Consider the following 17,950-nt stretch of genomic DNA (forward strand, 5'->3'; position numbering starts at 1 on the left):
CCCGCTACTGGGCTGCCGGTTGCGGTTGGCGCGCGGGAAGTTTCAGCGTCTCCGCCGACGAGGTGATCTTGCCGTCGCCGGCGCCCGTCGAGCCGCCGATGGCGTAAACGCGATTGCCCACCGCAGCCACCGCCATACCGTGGCGCGCGGTGCCCATGTCCTGCAGACCGGACCACGTCGTCGTCGACAGATCGAATGCGAGCACACTCTTGAGCGCTCGCCCTCCGGAGGTGCCGCCCACCACCACCAACCGGTCGTCGGTGGCCGCGACGCCGAAATCGCTTCGCGCTTCGGAGAGTCCGGGCAGAGTCGTCCAGGTGCCGGCGGCGGGGCCGTACGCTTCGACAGTCGCCACGTCTGCAGTTCCCGTGGTGCCGCCGATCGTGTACACCAGTTTGTCGTCGGACGCCGCGCTCAACATCTGACGCGGGGTCCGGATGGGCGCGCCGAGTTTCCAGGAGGTGCCGTCGAAGACCTCCGTGGTGTTCAGCAGCTTGCCCGCGGCGTCCACTCCGCCGGTGACGACGATCCGATCACCGACCACGGCGGCGGCCGCGGCGGCCCGCGGTTGTAGCAGCGGCGGCAGTTCCGTCCAGCGACTGTTTACGACGCGCCACACCCGATCGGTCGCGATCTTCGCGTCGGCCCCTTCCGTGCGCCATCCGCCGAGCACGACCGGGTTCTCCCGCCATGTCACCGCCATCGCGCGCTGCACGGGGACGGGCAGGTCCTCGCCACTTTTCCAGCTGTCGATCGCGGGGTCGTAGCCCTCGTGCCTGCCGCTAACGCGGCCATCGGCGCCGAGGCCGCCGAAGACCCAGATGGTGCCGTCGGCCTGGGTGGCGGCCACCGCGTCGCGGGCGACGCGCGCGTCGGCGATCGGCCGCCAGGCCGGTTGTGCCTCAGCGACCTGCGTTGCGGGAGCAGCGGTTTGGCCGCCACCGGAGTCGCGCGTCGAGGCAATCACGAGGACTCCGCTGACCACCAGCAGCAGTACCCCCACGATCGCGCCCGAGACGATCAGGACCCGTTTACGGTTCCGCCGTCTCGGCGAAGCGGCCTCCGCTGACTCGGGCCGCACCCCCGGCGGCGTCTGCCAGGGCAGGCTCGTCTGACTGATGGACGCGGTGTGGGCGAACATTCCCGGCTCTGTCAAGGGCCCGGCGGGTTCGCCGGACCGGGCGGGCCGCCGCGGCGGGGGCAGCGGCTCGGGTTGCGCGGATACGGACGGCTCGACGAGGTCCGAGATCTGCACCGCCTGCGTGCCTTCCGGCTGCTCCGGTGGGGTGCTCGGCTCGCCGAGCGCCATCACGTCGGCGGTCAACCCGTTGTTCCGCTGCGCCAACTGCAGTTCGTGACCGAAGTCCGCGGCGGACGCGTAGCGGTCGGCGGGCTCGCGGGCCATCGCCTTCTCCACCACGGCGCACACGTCGGCGGGGATGCCCTGAGGGCGCAGGTCCGGTATGGGCGTCGAGGTGATGCGCAGGTAATGCGCGATGAGATCCTCGTCGTTCTTGCGCTCGTGCGGCGGCTTGCCCGCGATGAGCGCGTAGATCGAGGCGCCGAGCGAGTAGACGTCGGCCTCGACGGTCGGTGGGTTGCCCTCGAGAACCTCTGGGGCGGTGTAGGACAGCGTGCCGGTGAAGAAGCCGGTGACCGTCTTGTACCCGCCGGCGATGCGGGCGGTCCCGAAGTCGCTCAGCTGTGGTTCGCCGTAATCGTTGAAGAGCACGTTGGCGGGTTTGATGTCGCGGTGCAGGGTTCCGGTACGGTGCGCGGTTTCCAGTGCGCCGCAGAGCTTCACGCCGATGCGCAGGGCCTCGGGCCAGGCGATGCGGCCCTCGCGCCGCAGCCGTTCCGCGAGCGATCCCTCGCGGTGGTACGGCATCACGATGAACGGCCTGTTGCTCTCGGTCACGCCGACCTGCAGGATGTTCACGATGTTCGGGTGCCCAGAGAGCGCACCCATGGCGTAGCCCTCGCGCAGGAACCGTTCCCGGTCGTCGTCGTCGAGATCGGACGCGAGCGCCTTGATCGCGACGCTCCGCGCCAGCGACTGTTGATAACAGCGGTAGACGACGCCGCCACCACCCCGGCCGATCTCGACCGCGTCGGTGAATCCGGCCGCCGCCAATTCAGTCGCTATTCCACCGGCCATGTGCCACCGCCCTCCGGTGAACTGCGGGTCGTTCGCTCTCAACGTACCGAGCAAGCGCGCGTTGGACGCGCGATTCCACAGTTCCGGGGGAAGTTCATACTGTGGGGTACGGGCGGCAAAGGCTCGGCGGATTGCGGTGGGTGAACTACGTCGCGCGGTGTCGCTCCCCGGCCGGCGCGAAGGCCATACTCGAGCGGTGACATCAGGCGCCGTCAGGGTCGACGAGATCGAGGTTGCCGATCCGGCGGACGCATGGGGTCGGGCGGGTTTCACGATCGACGACGACGTGGTCTGCCGGGTCGGCGGCGTTCGCATCCGGCTTGTCGGCCCCGAGCGCGGTCGCGGCATCGTCGGGTGGTCGTTGTGCGGCTTACCGCCGGACGCCGTGCTCTCCGACGTCGACGGCATCCCGACGTCGAGGTCCAGCGCCGCCGGTGCAACGCCCGCCGAGCACCCGAACGGCGTGACCGCCATCGACCACGTCGTGCTGCTGTCACCCGATCTGGATCGGACCGTTCAGGCGCTCACCGCAATCGGTGTAGCCCCGCGACGAGAACGCGACGGTGAACTCGGCGGCCGGTCGATCCGCCAGATCTTCTTCCGGTTCGGCGAGGTGATCGTCGAGGTCGTCGGCTCACCGGGCACCACAAGCGAAGCTCCGTCGACGCTATGGGGCATCACCTACGTCGTCGCCGACATCGACGCGACCGCGGCATACTTTGGGGGGCGCACGGGGCCGGTCAAGGACGCTGTACAGCCCGGGCGCCGGATCACCACGCTGCGGCATCAGGAGTTCGGGATGTCGGTCCGGACGGCGTTGATCTCGCCGTCCGCGCGTCGCTGAGCCGTCCACTTGATGACGACGCTTATCCTCGGCGGGTGAGTAAGGAGCCGGTCGTCATCCACACCGACGGCGGCTGCCGGCCCAATCCGGGTCCCGGCGGCTGGGGCGCTGTGCTGCGTCAGCGGGCGCACGTCCGCGAGATGTGCGGCGGCGAGGCGCAGACGAGTAACAACCGGATGGAGTTGACGGCGCCGATCATGGCGCTCGAGGCGCTCACCCGGCCCGTAGTCGTGCATCTGTACACCGACAGCACCTATGTCCGTAACGGCATCACCAAGTGGGTGCTCGGCTGGGAGCGCAACGGCTGGCTGACCGCCGCCAAGCAACCGGTGAAGAACGTCGACCTCTGGACGAGGCTGCAATTGGCTTGCGCGCCACATCAAGTCGAGTGGATCTGGGTGAAGGGCCATTCAGGGGTCGCCGACAACGAGTTGGCCGACCAGTTGGCGACGCGGGGGATGCAGGAAGCGCTGCGGGCGCCTACTCCCAGGTGACCTCGTCGGGCTCCTTGTCGGGTCGTAACCCACGCCAACTCGGTTGGCGCAGACGGTTATCCGAGGTGCGTTCGCTGTAGCGGACCTCACCGACGAGTTCAGGCCGCACGAACGTCACACCCTTCGCATCCTGGCGCGGCAGCCGTTCGTCGAACGGGCTCTCGTCGGTCTCCAGCGGTTCGAGGGTCTTCTTGAGTTCGGCGAGCGCCTTGTCGGTGAAACCGGTGCCGACGCGACCCACGAACTCCAGGCCCCCGTCGGCCGGAATGCCGAGCATCAGCGACCCGATGCCGCTCGATCGTCCGCCCTCGCCCCGCCGCCAGCCGGCGATCACGACTTCCTGTGTGTTCCAGACCTTGTCCTTGATCCACGACGACGACCGCCGCCCCGGCTGGTAGGTCGAGTCGCGTTTCTTGGCGACCACGCCCTCCCACCGTTTCTTGCGGGCGTACTCCATCGCCTCGGGGCCGTCGCCGGGCAACGGATCCGGGACGATCAGGCCGCCACCCTCGGCCAGTGCCTCGAGTATCTTGCGACGGTCGGAGTATTTCGCGCGCAACAGCGATCGGCCGTCGAGGTACAGGATGTCGAACGCCCAGAACTCCACGCGGGTCGACCGGGCACGGTTCTGCATCTCGGAGAAGCTCGGCACGCCGGACTCGTCGAGCGCGACCGCCTCACCGTCGATGATGACGTGGTGATCGGCGAGATCGGCTGCCACCGCCTCGAATTGGGGAAACTCGGCGGTGACGTCTCGGCCACGCCGGGAGCGCACCGTGAGCCTGCCGTGATCCGCGTCGATGATCACGCGGTAGCCGTCCCACTTACCCTCGAACGCCCACTGGCTCGCCTTGAGCTTGGCGACCGAGCCTTCCGTTGACAGCATCGGCGCGAGATCACCTGCTTGCGGGCGCTTCTGGTCCTTCATACGGTGCGCGAGCCAGTTTTTGCCGTCGGTCTGGATCAGCGCATAGCGGCCGTCGATCTTCTTGCCGCGCAGGTTGATGATGACCTCCCCGCCCTCCGCGGCGCTGTCGGGTGGTACGTCGTTGAACTTCTCTGCCTCGTAGGTGCCGGTGTCCCAGATGATCATCTTGCCGCCGCCGTACTCGCCCTTGGGGATCTCGCCGTGGAAGGTGAGGTACTCCAACGGGTGGTCCTCGGTGTGGACGGCGAGGTGGTTGACCGACGGGGTGTCGGGCAGGTTCTTCGGCACCGCCCAGCTCACCAGCACGCCGTCGCGTTCGAGCCTCAGGTCATAGTGCAGCCGTCGGGCGTGGTGTTCCTGGATGACGAACTTGTCGTTGTTCCCCGTCTCCGGCGGCTTGTTCGGAACCGGCTCAGGGGTTTTGGACGCGTCACGCATGCTGCGATAGGTGGTCAGGCGATCCGGTACCGGTACCGCCTCGTCGAGCGGTGCGAGCAGGTCACCCATCTCCTGCACCCGGTCGAGCACCTCGTCGAAGTTGAGGTGCCGCAACTTCGGATCCTCGATCTCGTCCCAGGTGCGTGGTGCGGCGACCGTCGGATGTTCGCGTCCGCGAAGCGAATACGGTGCGATCGTGGTTTTGGCGCCGTTGTTCTGGCTCCAGTCGACGAAAACCTTGCCGGTGCGCACGCTCTTGGTCATCGTCGCGGTCACGCGTTTGGGCATCGTCTTCTCGAGCTGTTGCGCGACCCGCCGCGCAAGAACCGATGCGCCCTGCGAACTGATCGGTTCTTCGAGCGGGACGTACAGGTGCAACCCCTTGCTACCGCTGGTGAGCGGGAAGGTGGTCAACCCGATGTCGGTGATGAGGTCGCGCACCTCGTGGGCGACCTCGCAGAGCTGGCGGAAGGACACCCCCTCGCCGGGGTCGAGGTCGAAGACGATTCGGGTCGCGGGGCCGGGCGTCGGTGGCCCGTCGTCCTGGCTGACGAATCGCCACTGCGGGACGTGCACTTCGAGCGATGCCTGCTGCGCGATCCACGCCAGACCCTCGGCGGTGTCGATCAGCGGATAGGTCGTCGTCCCCGAGCGGTGCGTGACCGACGCGCGGTCCAACCAGTCCGGCGCCGACGAGGCGAGTTGCTTCTCGAAGAACGACGGCTCCTCGACACCGTTGGGCCAGCGCTTGCGGGTCACGGCGCGGCCCGTGATATGCGGGATCATCGCCTCGGCGATACCGACGTAATAGTCGAAGACCTCCGCTTTGGTGGTGCCCGTCGCCGGGTACAGCACCTTGTCCGGGTTGGTCAGCTTCACCCGGCCGAATCGATCCACAGTGTGAACGTATACCCGCTGCTACGTTGGATCCGTGGCGAGAATCTTCGCGGCGGTGCTGGTCGCGGTGGCTGCGCTGTTGGCGGCACCGCACGCCGCGGCAGATCCGCAGGATCTCGTCCCCTACTGCTCGGGCGACCAGACACCGATCGACGACAATTGCCGGCCGCCGGCGCACCAGGAGTTCACCCACTCGCCCAGTGGGCTCGACCCGAATCTGCCCAGCGGCCTTGACCCAGGGGACGCGGCGGTCGTCGGCTAGCGGGTAGGCCCGAATGCCACGGCCGCTAGCCGCCGAATTCTGCGTCAGGGTCGCGATTCCGCGTTATCCACAGCCCTGCCGCAGAAATGGACGACGGGGTACGCGTTCTGTCGGCCGTCCCGTCCACGATCCGGTCATGCGGCAACCGTTTCTCGGCAGCGAGGCGATCAGCGATGGCCGACTCACGCGAGGGCAACTGCGCTGGAACCACTCCGCCGTCCTGCCGCGGGTCTACCGCCCAAACGACGCTGAACGCAATGTCCACTCCAATGCCGTTGCGGCCTGGTTGTGGACCGGTCGCAGGGGCGTGATCGCGGGGCGGGCCGCGGCAGCGCTCCACGGCGCAAAGTGGGTGGATGCGTCGACGCCGATCGAGGTGATCACCGCCCACACCCGCCCGCGCGAAGGCGTCATCGTCCACGAAGAACGCTTGGCGCCCGACGAGATCACCTACTTCGGGGAGATTCCCGTGACGACCCCCGCTCGGACCGCGTGGGATCTGGCTCGCCACCTTCCGCGCGACAAGGCCGTCGCGCATCTGGACGCCCTGGCCGCCGCCACGGGGGTGTCCGCCGATGATGCCTTGGTGCTGAGCGACCGATATCGGGGCGCACGCGGAGTTCGTCGTGCCCGGACGGCGCTCTGCTTGATGGACGCCGGCGCGCAATCGCCCGAGGAAACCCGCCTTCGCCTTTTGCTCATCGACGCCGGATTGCCTACCCCGCGGACGCAGATCAGGCTTAGCGACGGGTACGAGGAGGCGTTTCTCGACATGGGGTACGACGAGCCGATGGTCGGATTGGACTACGACGGGGTTCACCACAGCGAGAACCGACGGCAATACGTGTATGACGTGGGTCGTGCCGCGTTCGTCGATCGCCAAGGCTGGATCGACATCCACGTGCTCAAGGAACACAGCCGGCGATACATCTTGCATCGCGTCTTCGACGCGTTCACCCGCCGCGGTTGGACCCCGCCGAAATCTGCAAGAGGGTCGCGGTGAGGCGAAAATCGCAACCCTGGTGCAGAATTCGGCGGCACTGAAAGCCGAAATCAGTCGATGCGCTCGCCGGTCTCCGGGTGGAACAGGTGCACAGAACCTTCCGGATGCCTGCGCAGCCGCACCGTCTCGGCGAGTTTGGGCGCCGTGCGCGGATTGCAGCGCGCGACCAGCTCGACTCCCGAACCCGCGTGCGTGTAGAGGTAGGCCTCGCTGCCGAGGTCCTCGACCAGGTCGACGACGACTTCCACCCCGCCGGTGTCGGTGAGCTCCAGCTGTTCGGGCCGGATGCCGAGCGTGACCTCCGAGAGGCCCGCGTCGCTCAACTTCGAAAGTCGCTCGCGTTCGAGCGGCAGCGTCGTGTCGCCGATGCGGACGCCGTCGGGCGCGATCGGCAACGTCACCAGATTCATGGCGGGTGAGCCGATGAAACCGGCGACGAACGCGTTGGCCGGCCTGTCGTAGAGCTCGTTCGGCGCGGCGAACTGCTGCAGCTTGCCGAACCGCAGGACCGCAACCCTGTCCCCCATCGTCATGGCCTCGATCTGGTCGTGGGTGACGTAGACCGTCGTGGTGCCGAGCCGTCGCTGCAGCGCGGCGATCTGAGTGCGGGTCTGCACCCGCAGCTTCGCGTCGAGGTTCGACAGCGGCTCGTCCATGCAGAACACCTGCGGCTCGCGCACGATGGCGCGGCCCATCGCCACGCGCTGCCGCTGCCCGCCGGACAGCTTGGCGGGCTTGCGGTCGAGGAACTCCGTGAGGTCCAGGATCTTCGCCGCCTCCTCGACCTTCTTGCGCCGCTCGTCGCGAGAGACCCCACGCAGTTTCAGCGCGAAACCCATGTTCTCGGCGACGGTCTTGTTCGGGTACAGCGCGTAGTTCTGGAACACCATCGCGATGTCGCGATCCTTGGACGGCACACCGGTCATGTCGCGGCCGCCGATCTCGATTGTGCCCTCGTCGATGTCCTCCAGGCCGGCCAGCATCCGCAGGGCGGTGCTCTTGCCCGACCCGGAAGGTCCGACCAGCACGACGAATTCGCCGTCGGAGATGTCGAGGTCGAGTGAATCGACCGCGAGCTTGTCCGAGCCTTCGTAGACGCAGGAGGCGTTGCGGTACGTGATTGTTGCCATTGGTATCTCCGTGTCTTTCGTGATCGGGTCTGAAGGGTTACTTGATCGCGCCGAAGGACAGTCCGCGCACCAGCTTGTTCTGGGCGATCCAGCCGCACAGGATCACCGGCAGCGCGGCCATGGTCGCGGCCGCCGCCAACACGGCCCAGTACTGGCCCTCACCAGCGATGAAGCCGACGAGGTACACGGGCATGGTCTGGGCGTTCACCGCGGTCAGGTTCACCGCGAAGAAGAACTCGTTCCAGGCGAAGATCACGCAGATCAACGCCGTCGCAGCGATACCCGGCGACACCAGGGGCAGGATCACCTCGCGCACCGACCGCCACAGGCTGGCGCCGTCCAGGCTGGCCGCCTCCAACAGTTCGCCGGGCACCTCGAGGAAGAACGACCGCATCATCCACACCGCGATCGGCAGGTTCATCGCCGTGTAGAGCACGATCAACGCCCAGATGTTGTCCAGCAGCCCGATATTGGACACGATCACGTACAGCGGCAGGATCACCGCGACGACGGGCAGCATCTTGGTACTCATGAAGAAGAACAGCGCATCCTGGGTCTTGCGGACGGGTCGCAGCGACAACGCGAATGCGGCAGGGACCCCAAGCACGAGCACGAGCAGCGTTGAAATCCCGGTCGCGAACAGCGAATTCAGCATCGCGGGCCCGATGCCCTGGTCGAAGACGGCAGAATACTGATCCAGCGTCGGGGAGAAGAACAGCTTCGGCGGACTGGTGGCGGCGTCGGCCTCCTGCTTGAACGACGTCAACACCATCCAGAAGACCGGAAAGAAGAACCCGATCCCGACCAGCCACGCCACCAGCCCCCACGGACTGAACGTGCGGGACTTCTTCTTCCTCTTCGCCACGGATTGCGGTGTGGCTGCGGTTTTCTCGACCGTGGTAGTCATGTCAGGCCGCCTCTTCCTTCCCGGTGAACGACTTGAAGATCAATCGCAGCGCGAAGCTGGCGATGATGATCGTGAAGACGACCACCACCACTCCCATGGCCGCTGCCTGGCCGATGTCGAAGCCGAGGAACGCGCGCTGATAGATGTAGAACGGCAGGTTCGCGCTCGCGATGCCCGGCCCGCCCTGCGTCATCATGTAGATGGCATCGAAGGTGTTGACCAGGAAGATCGCCCCGAGCACGACTCCCAACTCGATGAATCGCCGAAGGTGCGGAAGCGTCAACTCCCGGAAGAGTTGGAAGGCGTTCGCACCGTCGACTCGACCGGCCTCCAGGATGTCGCGCGGCATCGACTGGAGACCGGCGAGGATCAGCAGCATCATGAACGGCGTCCACTGCCAGATCAGCATCACCATCACCATCGCCAGCGGAAACTGCCCGATCCAGTCCATCCGGTCGATCCCGACCAGCGACAGCAGCCAGTTCAGAATGCCGTTGTTCGGATCGAGGATCGTCGTCTTCCAGATCAGCGCGGCCGCAACGGGTGTGACGAGGAACGGCGTGATCAGCAACGTCCGCACGATCCCGCGACCCAGGAACGCCCGGTCGAGCAGCAATGCCAGGAGCAGACCGAAGAACGCGGAGATCAGCACCACCCCGACGATCAGCACCACGGTGTTGAGCGCGACGGTCCAGAACTGACTGTCCTTGGCCACCGTGACGTAGTTCTGCAAGCCGATGAACTCACGGGACCCAGGACGAACCAGGTTCCACGACAGCGTCGAGTAGTAGAGGGTGAACAGGAACGGAACCTGCGTGACGACGATCATGAAGATCAGCGCCGGCAACAGCGGGCCCCGCCTGCGCCAGGCTTCGGCGCGGCTCACCCCGGTTTCCTTCGCATCCCGGATCCTGCGAACCCGTTCTGCCACCGCCGTTTCGCTGGCGCCGGCCGTGGTATCGGCGGTTACGGTCATCACTTCTCCTGATATGTCTTGCCGACGACCTCGGCGTACTGCTGCGCTTGGTCGAGCGCCTCGTTGACCGTCTTCTGACCGGCGATCGCGGCGCTGATCTGTTGGCTGACCCTGGTGCCCAGATCCTGGAACTCAGGTATCGCGACGAACTGGATTCCGGTGTACGGGACCGGTTGCACAGTGGGCTTGTTCGGGTTGGCGTTCTGGATCGAACGCAACGTCAACGGTCCGTAGGACCGCGAGATCTTCTCGTACTCCGGCAGTTCGGTGTAAGTGGATGTCCGACTGCCCGGTGGGACCCTCGCCCATCCGAGCTTCTCCCCCACCAGCTTCATATAGTCCTTGCTCGTCATCCACGAGATGAACTTCCACGCACCGTCGGGGTTCTTGGCCGATTTCGGAATGCCCAGCGCCCAGGTGTAGAGCCAGCCCGAGTTGGGTTTCTCGGCGATCGGGGCTGGCAGATATCCGATCTTGCCGACCAGCTCCGGGTACTCCTGCGGGTCTTCGAGGACCGACACCGCCGACGTGGCGTCGTACCACATGGCGGTCTGGCCTTGGCCGAACAGGTTCGCGCACTCCTGGAAACCGGTGGAGGCCGCGCCCAGTTCTCCGGAGCGCTTGACCAGGTCGACGTAGAAGTTCACCGCCTTGCGCACCTCGGGGCTGTTCAACTGTGCGTTCCACTGCTCGTCGAACCAACGCCCGCCGAACGTGTTGATCACGGTGTTCAGTGGCGCGAGCACCTCACCCCATCCCGGCTTTCCGCGAAGGCAGATTCCCGCGCGGTCACCGGACTTCAGGGTGTCGGCCCACTGCGCGACCTGCTGCCAGGTCGGCTGGTAGTCCGGTGACTGGTCGACCTCGATGCCGGCCTGTTCGAACAGGTCCTTGCGGTACATCAGAAACGACGACTCGCCGTAGAACGGGACGGCGTACATGTCGCCGTCGTACGACAGCGACTCGCGTAGCGACGAGATGAAGTCCTCCTCGTCGTACCCCGGTGTCTGCGCGGCGTATTCGGAGAGGTTCTGCAGCCAGCCGTCCTCCGCCCACTGCGGGGTCTCGAAGTTGCTGATCATCACGACGTCGAACTCGCTTCCGCCCATCGCGGTCGACATGGTGATCTTGGCGCGAGCCTGGTTCTCCGAGAGCGTGACGAACTTGAGCTTCGTGCCGGGATTGGCCGCCTCGAACTCCGACGACAGATCCCTGGCGTCGGTCATCTGCGAGTTCGACACCATGGCGACGGTGACCTGGTTGTCCGAGGCGCCCAGGCTGCCCGCTCCCGAACACCCGGTGGCCAGCACGACCCCGGACGCCGCGGCCACCGCGGCGAACCGCTTCATCATTGTCGGTTTCACCTGCGTCGTCTCCTCACTGCGCCAACAACCAACGCGCACAATCGATGTCACACACCAGCAGCCGGGCCAACCTGCCCCGCAGGGCGGCCAGAGTGGCGTCGTACTTCGCGGCGCCACTGGAGATCAGCAGCGTCTTATCGCAATTGCGGATGTCTTCGAGCGGCACCGACACCGCGCGCTGCTGGAGTTCGGTGTCGACGGGCGCGCCGTCCGCGTCGAAGAACCGGCCGCCGATCTCACCCACCGCGCCGAGCGACTCCAACTCGTCGAGCATGCGGGTGTCGAGGAAGCTGCCTTCGAACAGCGTGGTCGACGTCGATACCGCGCCGACACCGAAAAGCATCATGTCCGCGTGCCGTCCCGCCTCCAACGTGCGGGAGATAACCGAATCGCTGCGCATCGACGCCACCGTCGACGGGTCGGCATACAGGGGCGCGGGCAGTCGTAACGTGCTCGCGCGCAACGTTTCCCCGCAGCGGCTCAAGATGAACTCGGTACCGGTCTGATACGCCGCGGTCGACATGGCGCCGTCGAGCTGCACCACCGCGCGGCAGCTCGCCACCCCGGGAACCAACGCGTTGGCCGCCGCGACCTGCTCAGGCCCCCAGGTGAACCCGAGTACGTCGTCGGGCGAGAGACGCCGCATCAGCAGTGCCGCCGCGGCGCGGCCCACGCTGGCGAATGCGACGGGCCGGCCGGGTGCGCCGATGTCGACGCCGTCGCCGGCGACCACTACTTCCGTCAGCCCGTGGCGCCGCTCGAGTTCGCGCTCCTCCTCGGCGTGCAGGTCCTCACTCAGCCCGGCGGGCACGGCGATCTCGATGCGGACCAGACCCCGGGCTTTTGCGCGGGCGATCAATCGACCCGCCGTCGGGCGCGAGACGCCCAAGCGGGTGGCGATCTCGGCCTGGGTCAACCCGTCGAGGTAGTACATCGTCGCCGCCCGCAGGGCCAGGCGGACGTCCTGCGTCGGCACTGCGGCCCCGGCGAGGTCCCCGGTCGACGTCGATGCGGTCACCACCCTGCCCTCCCCGGACTGTGAACATCTGCTCATGGGTGCGATTAGATGCTCATCACGGTAACATGGTGATGTGACGCACACAACACTCTCGCCGGACAGTCGGATGCGGGCGGCCGTGCTCGTCGAACCCGGGCGGATCGAAATGCAGGAACGGCCGGTACCCCGACCCGCCCCCGGTGACGTGCTCATACAAGTCTCGTCGGTGGGTGTCTGCGGATCGGACACGCACTACTACCGGCACGGGCGAGTGGGCGGATTCGTCGTCGAGACGCCGTTGATCCTCGGCCACGAGGCCGCGGGCACGATCGTCGACGTCGGCGACAACGTCGATCCGTCGCGCATCGGCGAACGGGTGTCGATCGAACCGCAGCGCCCCGACCCGCGCAGCGACGAAACCCGCCGCGGGCACTACAACCTGTGTCCGCACATGCAGTTCTTCGCAACCCCGCCGGTCGACGGGGCGCTGTGTGAGTACGTGACGATCGGCGCAGAATTCGCCCACCGCGTGCCGGACTCAATCTCCGATGAGGCCGCCGCGTTGTGCGAGCCGCTCTCCGTCGGCATCGCCGCCGTCCGCAAGGCCGGTGTCGACGGGCGTTCGCGGGTGTTGGTCACCGGGGCAGGCCCGATCGGCATCGTGGTGATCCAACTCGCGCGGGCCTACGGTGCGACGGACATCCTCGTCAGCGATCCCGACGAGGCCCGTCGGCAACGGGCGATCTCGTTCGGGGCCACCGAGGTTCTGGACCCGACGACCCAGCCGATAGGCGATTTCGGGGTGGACGGGTACATCGACGCCTCGGGCGCGCCGACGGCCGTGGCCGACGGCATTCGCGCGGTGCGACCGGCCGGCCGGGTGGTGTTGGTCGGCTCGGGTGCGGAGTCGATGGAGCTGCCCACGCAGGTGATCCAGAACCGTGAGCTGGTGCTGACGGGCGTCTTCCGCTACGCCCACACCTGGCCGACGGCGATCGCGCTCGTCGAATCCGGTCAGGTCGATCTCGACGCGATGGTGACCGCCCGCTTCCCCTTGGAGCGCACCGCCGAAGCCCTCGACTCCGACCGCACGCCGGGTAGCGTGAAGTCGGTGGTGACGGTGTCATGAGACTCGACGACTCCACGCTCACACAGCTTCCCACCGACAAGCCGACCTACGACCGATCCCAAATATCGGTCGGCATAGTGCATTTCGGAGTTGGCGGCTTTCACCGGGCGCATCAAGCGATGTACGTCGACCGACTACTGGAGGTGGGGCTGGCCAAGGAGTGGGGCATCGCCGGTGTCGGGGTGATGCCTGCCGACCGAAGGATGGCCGACGTGATGGCCGCCCAGGACGGCCTGTACACCCTGCTGCTGGAGAGGCCCGACGGTACCCGCGAGGCGCGGGTGATCGGTTCGATCGTCGACTATCGCTACGCGCCCGACGACCCGGAGTCGGTGATCGAACTGTTGGCCGCGCCGAGCACGCGGATCGTCTCGCTCACCATCACCGAGGGCGGCTACAACATCGACAACCTCGGTGACGGCGTGAACGTCTTCGTCCTGGTGGCCGAGGCGCTCGCGCGCAGGCGAGACCGCGGCATCACCACCCCGACGATCGTGTCGTGCGACAACATCGAGGGCAATGGCGACGTCGCCCGCCATGCGTTCACCACCTACGCCGAACGCGTGTATCCCGGCCTCGGCGAGTGGATCGGCACGCACACCAAGTTCCCCAACTCGATGGTGGACCGCATCACTCCGGTGACCACACCTGACGTGGTCGACGTCGTAGCAACCGAGTTCGGTATCGACGATGCATGGCCGGTGGTGGCCGAACCCTTCACGTCGTGGGTGCTCGAGGACGACTTCGCGAACGGACGACCACCGTTGGAGGACGTGGACGTGCTGATGGTCGACGACGTCACCCCGTACGAGCTGATGAAGCTGCGTCTGCTCAACGCCGGCCATCAAAGCCTCTGCTACTTCGCTTATCTCGCCGGTTACCGGTTGGTGCACGACGCCGCAGGCGACCCGCTGTTCGCCGACTTCCTGCTGGCGTACATGGACGACGAGGCCACACCGACGCTCAAACCCGTGCCCGGCATCGACCTGCCCGACTACAAGCGCACGCTGATCGAGCGGTTCGCCAACCCGGGCGTCAAGGACACCATCGCCCGGCTGTGTTACGGCTCGTCGGACCGCATTCCGAAATGGCTGCTGCCCGTCGTCCGCGAGAACCTCAGAACGGGTGCACCGATCCGGTTGTCGGCCGCGACGGTCGCCAGCTGGGCGCGCTACGCCGAAGGCGTCGACGAACAGGACCAGCCGATCGACGTGCAGGACCAGCTCGCCGACGTCCTGGTGCCGCTGGCGAGGGCTCAGCGCGACAATCCGACCGCATTCATCGAAAACACCGACCTCTTCGGCGATCTCGCTACCGACCAGCGATTCGTCGACGCATACGTCTGGGCGCTGAACTCGCTGCACCGCGACGGCGCGCGGGCAACGCTGGAAGCGTTGATGCGCGGAGACGACGCATGAGCACCGATCGTGCGCTGGTGATCGGCGAGGCGTTGATCGACATCGTCGAGCGTGGCGGCGAGATCACCGGTGAACACGTCGGCGGCAGTCCACTCAACGTCGCGGTCGGGCTGGGCCGACTGGGCCGTGGCGTCGACTTCCTGACACACATCGGCGACGACGAACGCGGACGGCGCATCGTCGACCATGCCGAAGCATCCGGGGTGCAACTGGTCTCGGGAAGTACGGGCGCGGCGAGGACGCCGACCGCATTGGCCACGCTCGACGAGCATGGTTCGGCGCAGTACGAGTTCGACATAAAATGGCAACTGACCGGCACCCCGGAGGTCGGGCCGCCCCTGATGGTGCACACGGGTTCGATCGCGGCGGTGCTCGAGCCCGGATGCCGTGCCACCGCAGCACTGGTCGACACCTATCACCCCTCGGCCACCGTGACGTTCGATCCGAATGTGCGGCCCGCGCTGATCGAGGATGCCGATGCCGCGCGCGCCCGCATCGACCGGTTCATCGAGCGCTGCGACGTGGTGAAGGCCAGCGACGAGGACATGCGGTGGCTCGACCCGGGCCGCACCCCCGAGCAGATCGCGGAGACATGGTTGTCGTTGGGCCCGTCGATCGTCGTGGTGACGCTGGGCGGGCAGGGGTCGTTCGCGCTGTGTGCGCAGGGCCTGGTCCGGGTGCCGGCGTTCGAGGTCGACGTCGTCGACACCGTGGGCGCCGGTGATGCGTACATGAGCGGTCTTATCGACGCGCTGTGGACGTCGGGGCTGCTGGGCGCTCAGCGGCGGCGTGACCTGGCGCGAATCAGCACGGCGGACCTGACGGGCGTCGTGCGCACCGCCGCGATGTCGTCGGCGCTGACGGTCGCCCGCGCCGGTGCCGACCTGCCTGGTCGCGGTAGCCGCGATGCGGCCCTGGAATCAGCCATACTGGGTTGATGCGTTCCATATGGAAGGGTTCGATCGCGTTCGGCCTGGTGAACGTGCCGGTCAAGGTCTACAGCGCGCAACAGGACCACGACGTGAAATTCCACCAGGTGCACGCGAAGGACAACGGGCGCATCCGGTACAGGCGCGTCTGCGAGATTGACGGTGAGGAAGTCGAGTATCGCGACATCGCCCGGGCGTACGAATCAGACGACGGGCAGACCGTGATCATCACCGACGAGGACATCGCGACGCTCCCCGAGGAACGCAGCCGCGAGATCGAGGTGCTGGAATTCGTTCCTGCTTCCGACATCGATCCGATGATGTATGACCGCAGCTACTTCCTCGAGCCCGAGGGCAAGTCATCGAAGTCGTATGTGCTGTTGACCAAGACGCTCAAGGAGACCGACCGGGTCGCGATCGTGCACTTCGCGTTGCGTAACAAGACGCGACTCGCGGCGCTTCGGGTTCAGGACTTCAGCAAGCGCGACGTCATGGTGATCCAGACGCTGTTGTGGCCCGACGAGATCCGCGATCCCGACTTCCCGGTACTGGACAAGGAAGTCGACATCAAGCCGGCCGAGCTGAAGATGGCCACCCAGGTCGTCGACTCCATGACCGACGACTTCAATCCCGACCGCTACCACGACGAGTACCAGGAACATCTGCGTGAGCTGATCCAGGCGAAACTCGAAGGCGGCGAAGCGTTCACCACCGAGGAGCAGCCGCAGGAACTCGACGAGACCGAGGATGTTTCCGATCTGCTGGCCAAGCTCGAAGCCAGCGTGAAGGCGCGACGCGAAGGCCGGGGCGGGTCAAAGGGTTCCGACGACGACAAGCCGGCCAAGAAGGCGCCCGCGAAGAAGGCCGCAAAGAAGACGCCCGCCAAGAAGGCCGCAAAGAAGTCGCCGGCGAAGAAATCTGCCGCTAAGAAGACCGCCGCGAAGAAGTAGCCCACTATCGCGGCATGCCTTAAAAGGGCGGTGGTTCGTCGTCGCGCGCGAGTGCTTCGGCGAGCAGTTGGTGTTGGCGTTGCTCTTCGGCGATCAGTTCGCTGCGTCGCCGTCGTTCGGTGTCGATGCGTTCACGGCGCACCTGTTCGCGGGTTTGCCTGCGGCGCGGCATCATCGCCATCCGCTCGGCGCTGTCGCTCGGTGGCGGTTCCCCGACTTCGAGCACTCCGGTGGGTTGGCGCAGCACCGGGAACATGCTCGCCCCGTGGGGTTCGGATCGGTACAGGTGTCCGGTCGGGGCGGTGAGAACGACTGTACCGTCAGGCAATTGTTCTTCCCGCCAGCCACCGCTGCCGCTGTAGAACGTCTTGATCAGGTGATGAATGCGGCAGTAGTGCTTGGTGTTCAACGGATGCGTCGGGCCGTAGGGCCACGGCACCGTATGGTCCACATCGCAGCCCCACACCGGTTTGTCACATCCAGGCCAGCGACACGTCACGTCGCGCCACTGCAAGAACTCAGTCAACCTGGCGCCGGGACGATACCCGGCGCGCGCAGCGTCATCGGCCGAGGGCACGATCACCGGCTTGAGTTCAGCGTTGCGCGCCAGCTCACGCACCGACTCGGTGTTGCGCAGCGGCCGGAAGATCAGCTCCGTGTCGAGCTCGGTGCCCGCAACGATCGCCTCCTTGACGTTCTGGTGGATCGCCGATTCGACGGTGCACATGAACCGCGATCCCATGTTGATGCCGTCGGCGCCCAGCGCGAGCGCGGCCACCAGGCCACGGGCGTCGGCGAATCCGCCGGAGGCGATCATGGGGATGTCGATCTTGGTCGACGCCGCAGGGATCAGCACCAGGCCCGGGATGTCGTCCTCGCCGGGATGGCCCGCGCACTCGAAACCGTCGATGCTGATGCCGTCGACGCCGAGGCTCTGCGCCTTGACCGCATGCCGCACCGAGGTGCACTTGTGCAGTACCTTGATCCCGTTCTCGTGGAACATCGGCAGATGCGGCGCCGGGTTCGAACCCGCGGTCTCGACGATCTTGATGCCCGAGTCGACGATCACCTGCCGGTACTCGTCATATGGCGGCGGGTTGATCGTCGGCAGGATCGTCAGGTTGAC

The 17,950-nt window shown here is 66.5% G+C and carries 15 protein-coding genes and 1 pseudogene; 8 read left to right on the forward strand and 8 right to left on the reverse strand.

Annotation, left to right across the window (positions count from 1 at the left end; translation table 11 throughout):
• Positions 1-4: 4 nt before the first annotated feature.
• Positions 5-2,158, reverse strand: a complete 2,154-nt coding sequence (locus AAHH99_RS06045; RefSeq protein ID WP_418767851.1) for a protein kinase domain-containing protein — start codon at positions 2,156-2,158, stop codon at positions 5-7.
• A gap of 196 nt (positions 2,159-2,354) precedes the next feature.
• On the opposite strand from AAHH99_RS06045, the gene AAHH99_RS06050 reads away from it, so the two are divergent.
• Positions 2,355-3,002, forward strand: a complete 648-nt coding sequence (locus tag AAHH99_RS06050; RefSeq protein ID WP_418767852.1) for a glyoxalase — start codon at positions 2,355-2,357, stop codon at positions 3,000-3,002.
• 35 nt (positions 3,003-3,037) lie between these two features.
• On the forward strand, positions 3,038-3,496 hold the full coding sequence (gene rnhA, locus AAHH99_RS06055; protein ID WP_418767853.1) for a ribonuclease HI: 459 nt from the start codon (positions 3,038-3,040) through the stop codon (positions 3,494-3,496).
• Here rnhA and AAHH99_RS06060 read toward each other — a convergent pair.
• Positions 3,483-5,759, reverse strand: a complete 2,277-nt coding sequence (locus AAHH99_RS06060; RefSeq protein WP_418767854.1) for an ATP-dependent DNA ligase — start codon at positions 5,757-5,759, stop codon at positions 3,483-3,485. The genes rnhA and AAHH99_RS06060 overlap by 14 nt on opposite strands.
• A gap of 34 nt (positions 5,760-5,793) precedes the next feature.
• On the opposite strand from AAHH99_RS06060, the gene AAHH99_RS06065 reads away from it, so the two are divergent.
• Both AAHH99_RS06065 and AAHH99_RS06070 read left to right on the forward strand, forming a co-directional pair.
• Positions 5,794-6,021: a hypothetical protein gene (locus tag AAHH99_RS06065; RefSeq protein ID WP_418767855.1), complete on the forward strand. Its 228-nt coding sequence runs from the start codon at positions 5,794-5,796 to the stop codon at positions 6,019-6,021.
• 136 nt (positions 6,022-6,157) lie between these two features.
• Entirely contained in the window at positions 6,158-7,024 is an 867-nt protein-coding gene (locus AAHH99_RS06070) for a hypothetical protein (protein WP_418767856.1), read from the forward strand.
• Positions 7,025-7,074: 50 nt separating this feature from the next.
• Here AAHH99_RS06070 and AAHH99_RS06075 read toward each other — a convergent pair whose 3' ends face one another.
• Genes AAHH99_RS06075 through AAHH99_RS06095 form a run of 5 tightly spaced genes read right to left on the reverse strand, consistent with a single transcriptional unit; the run spans position 7,075 to position 12,419 of the window.
• Positions 7,075-8,154 carry an ABC transporter ATP-binding protein gene (locus AAHH99_RS06075; RefSeq protein ID WP_418767857.1) on the reverse strand — a complete coding sequence of 360 codons (1,080 nt, stop codon included), beginning with the start codon at positions 8,152-8,154 and terminating at the stop codon, positions 7,075-7,077.
• Between the two features lie 37 nt (positions 8,155-8,191).
• The gene (locus AAHH99_RS06080; protein ID WP_418767858.1) at positions 8,192-9,061 is read right to left on the reverse strand and encodes a carbohydrate ABC transporter permease; all 870 of its coding nucleotides are present in this window, start codon (positions 9,059-9,061) and stop codon (positions 8,192-8,194) included.
• Position 9,062: 1 nt separating this feature from the next.
• Positions 9,063-10,037, reverse strand: coding sequence for a carbohydrate ABC transporter permease (locus tag AAHH99_RS06085; protein WP_418767859.1), 975 nt, complete (start codon positions 10,035-10,037; stop codon positions 9,063-9,065).
• The gene (locus AAHH99_RS06090) at positions 10,037-11,389 is read right to left on the reverse strand and encodes an ABC transporter substrate-binding protein (RefSeq protein WP_418767883.1); all 1,353 of its coding nucleotides are present in this window, start codon (positions 11,387-11,389) and stop codon (positions 10,037-10,039) included. Before AAHH99_RS06090 ends, AAHH99_RS06085 begins: the two co-directional genes overlap by 1 nt.
• Positions 11,390-11,414: 25 nt before the next feature.
• Positions 11,415-12,419 (reverse strand): sugar-binding transcriptional regulator, encoded by a 1,005-nt coding sequence (locus tag AAHH99_RS06095; protein WP_418767884.1) that lies wholly within the window; start codon positions 12,417-12,419, stop codon positions 11,415-11,417.
• 106 nt (positions 12,420-12,525) lie between these two features.
• Here AAHH99_RS06095 and AAHH99_RS06100 point away from each other — a divergent pair, with 106 nt between their 5' ends.
• From AAHH99_RS06100 to AAHH99_RS06115, 4 genes are read left to right on the forward strand one after another with little or no spacing between them, the layout of a single operon-like run.
• The gene (locus tag AAHH99_RS06100) at positions 12,526-13,527 is read left to right on the forward strand and encodes an NAD(P)-dependent alcohol dehydrogenase (protein ID WP_418767885.1); all 1,002 of its coding nucleotides are present in this window, start codon (positions 12,526-12,528) and stop codon (positions 13,525-13,527) included.
• Positions 13,524-14,945, forward strand: coding sequence for a mannitol dehydrogenase family protein (locus AAHH99_RS06105; protein ID WP_418767860.1), 1,422 nt, complete (start codon positions 13,524-13,526; stop codon positions 14,943-14,945). The genes AAHH99_RS06100 and AAHH99_RS06105 overlap by 4 nt, the downstream gene beginning before the upstream one ends.
• Positions 14,942-15,883: a carbohydrate kinase family protein gene (locus tag AAHH99_RS06110; RefSeq protein WP_418767861.1), complete on the forward strand. Its 942-nt coding sequence runs from the start codon at positions 14,942-14,944 to the stop codon at positions 15,881-15,883. Before AAHH99_RS06105 ends, AAHH99_RS06110 begins: the two co-directional genes overlap by 4 nt.
• Positions 15,883-16,824: a Ku protein gene (locus tag AAHH99_RS06115; RefSeq protein ID WP_418767862.1), complete on the forward strand. Its 942-nt coding sequence runs from the start codon at positions 15,883-15,885 to the stop codon at positions 16,822-16,824. Before AAHH99_RS06110 ends, AAHH99_RS06115 begins: the two co-directional genes overlap by 1 nt.
• 577 nt (positions 16,825-17,401) lie before the next feature.
• Here the strand turns inward: AAHH99_RS06115 and AAHH99_RS06120 are convergent.
• Positions 17,402-17,950, reverse strand: a pseudogene (locus AAHH99_RS06120) (NAD(P)H-dependent flavin oxidoreductase); the annotation flags it as partial.

The sequence above is a fragment of the Mycobacterium neumannii genome, from assembly GCF_048452905.1.
Classification (GTDB): Bacteria; Actinomycetota; Actinomycetes; order Mycobacteriales; family Mycobacteriaceae; genus Mycobacterium; species Mycobacterium neumannii_B.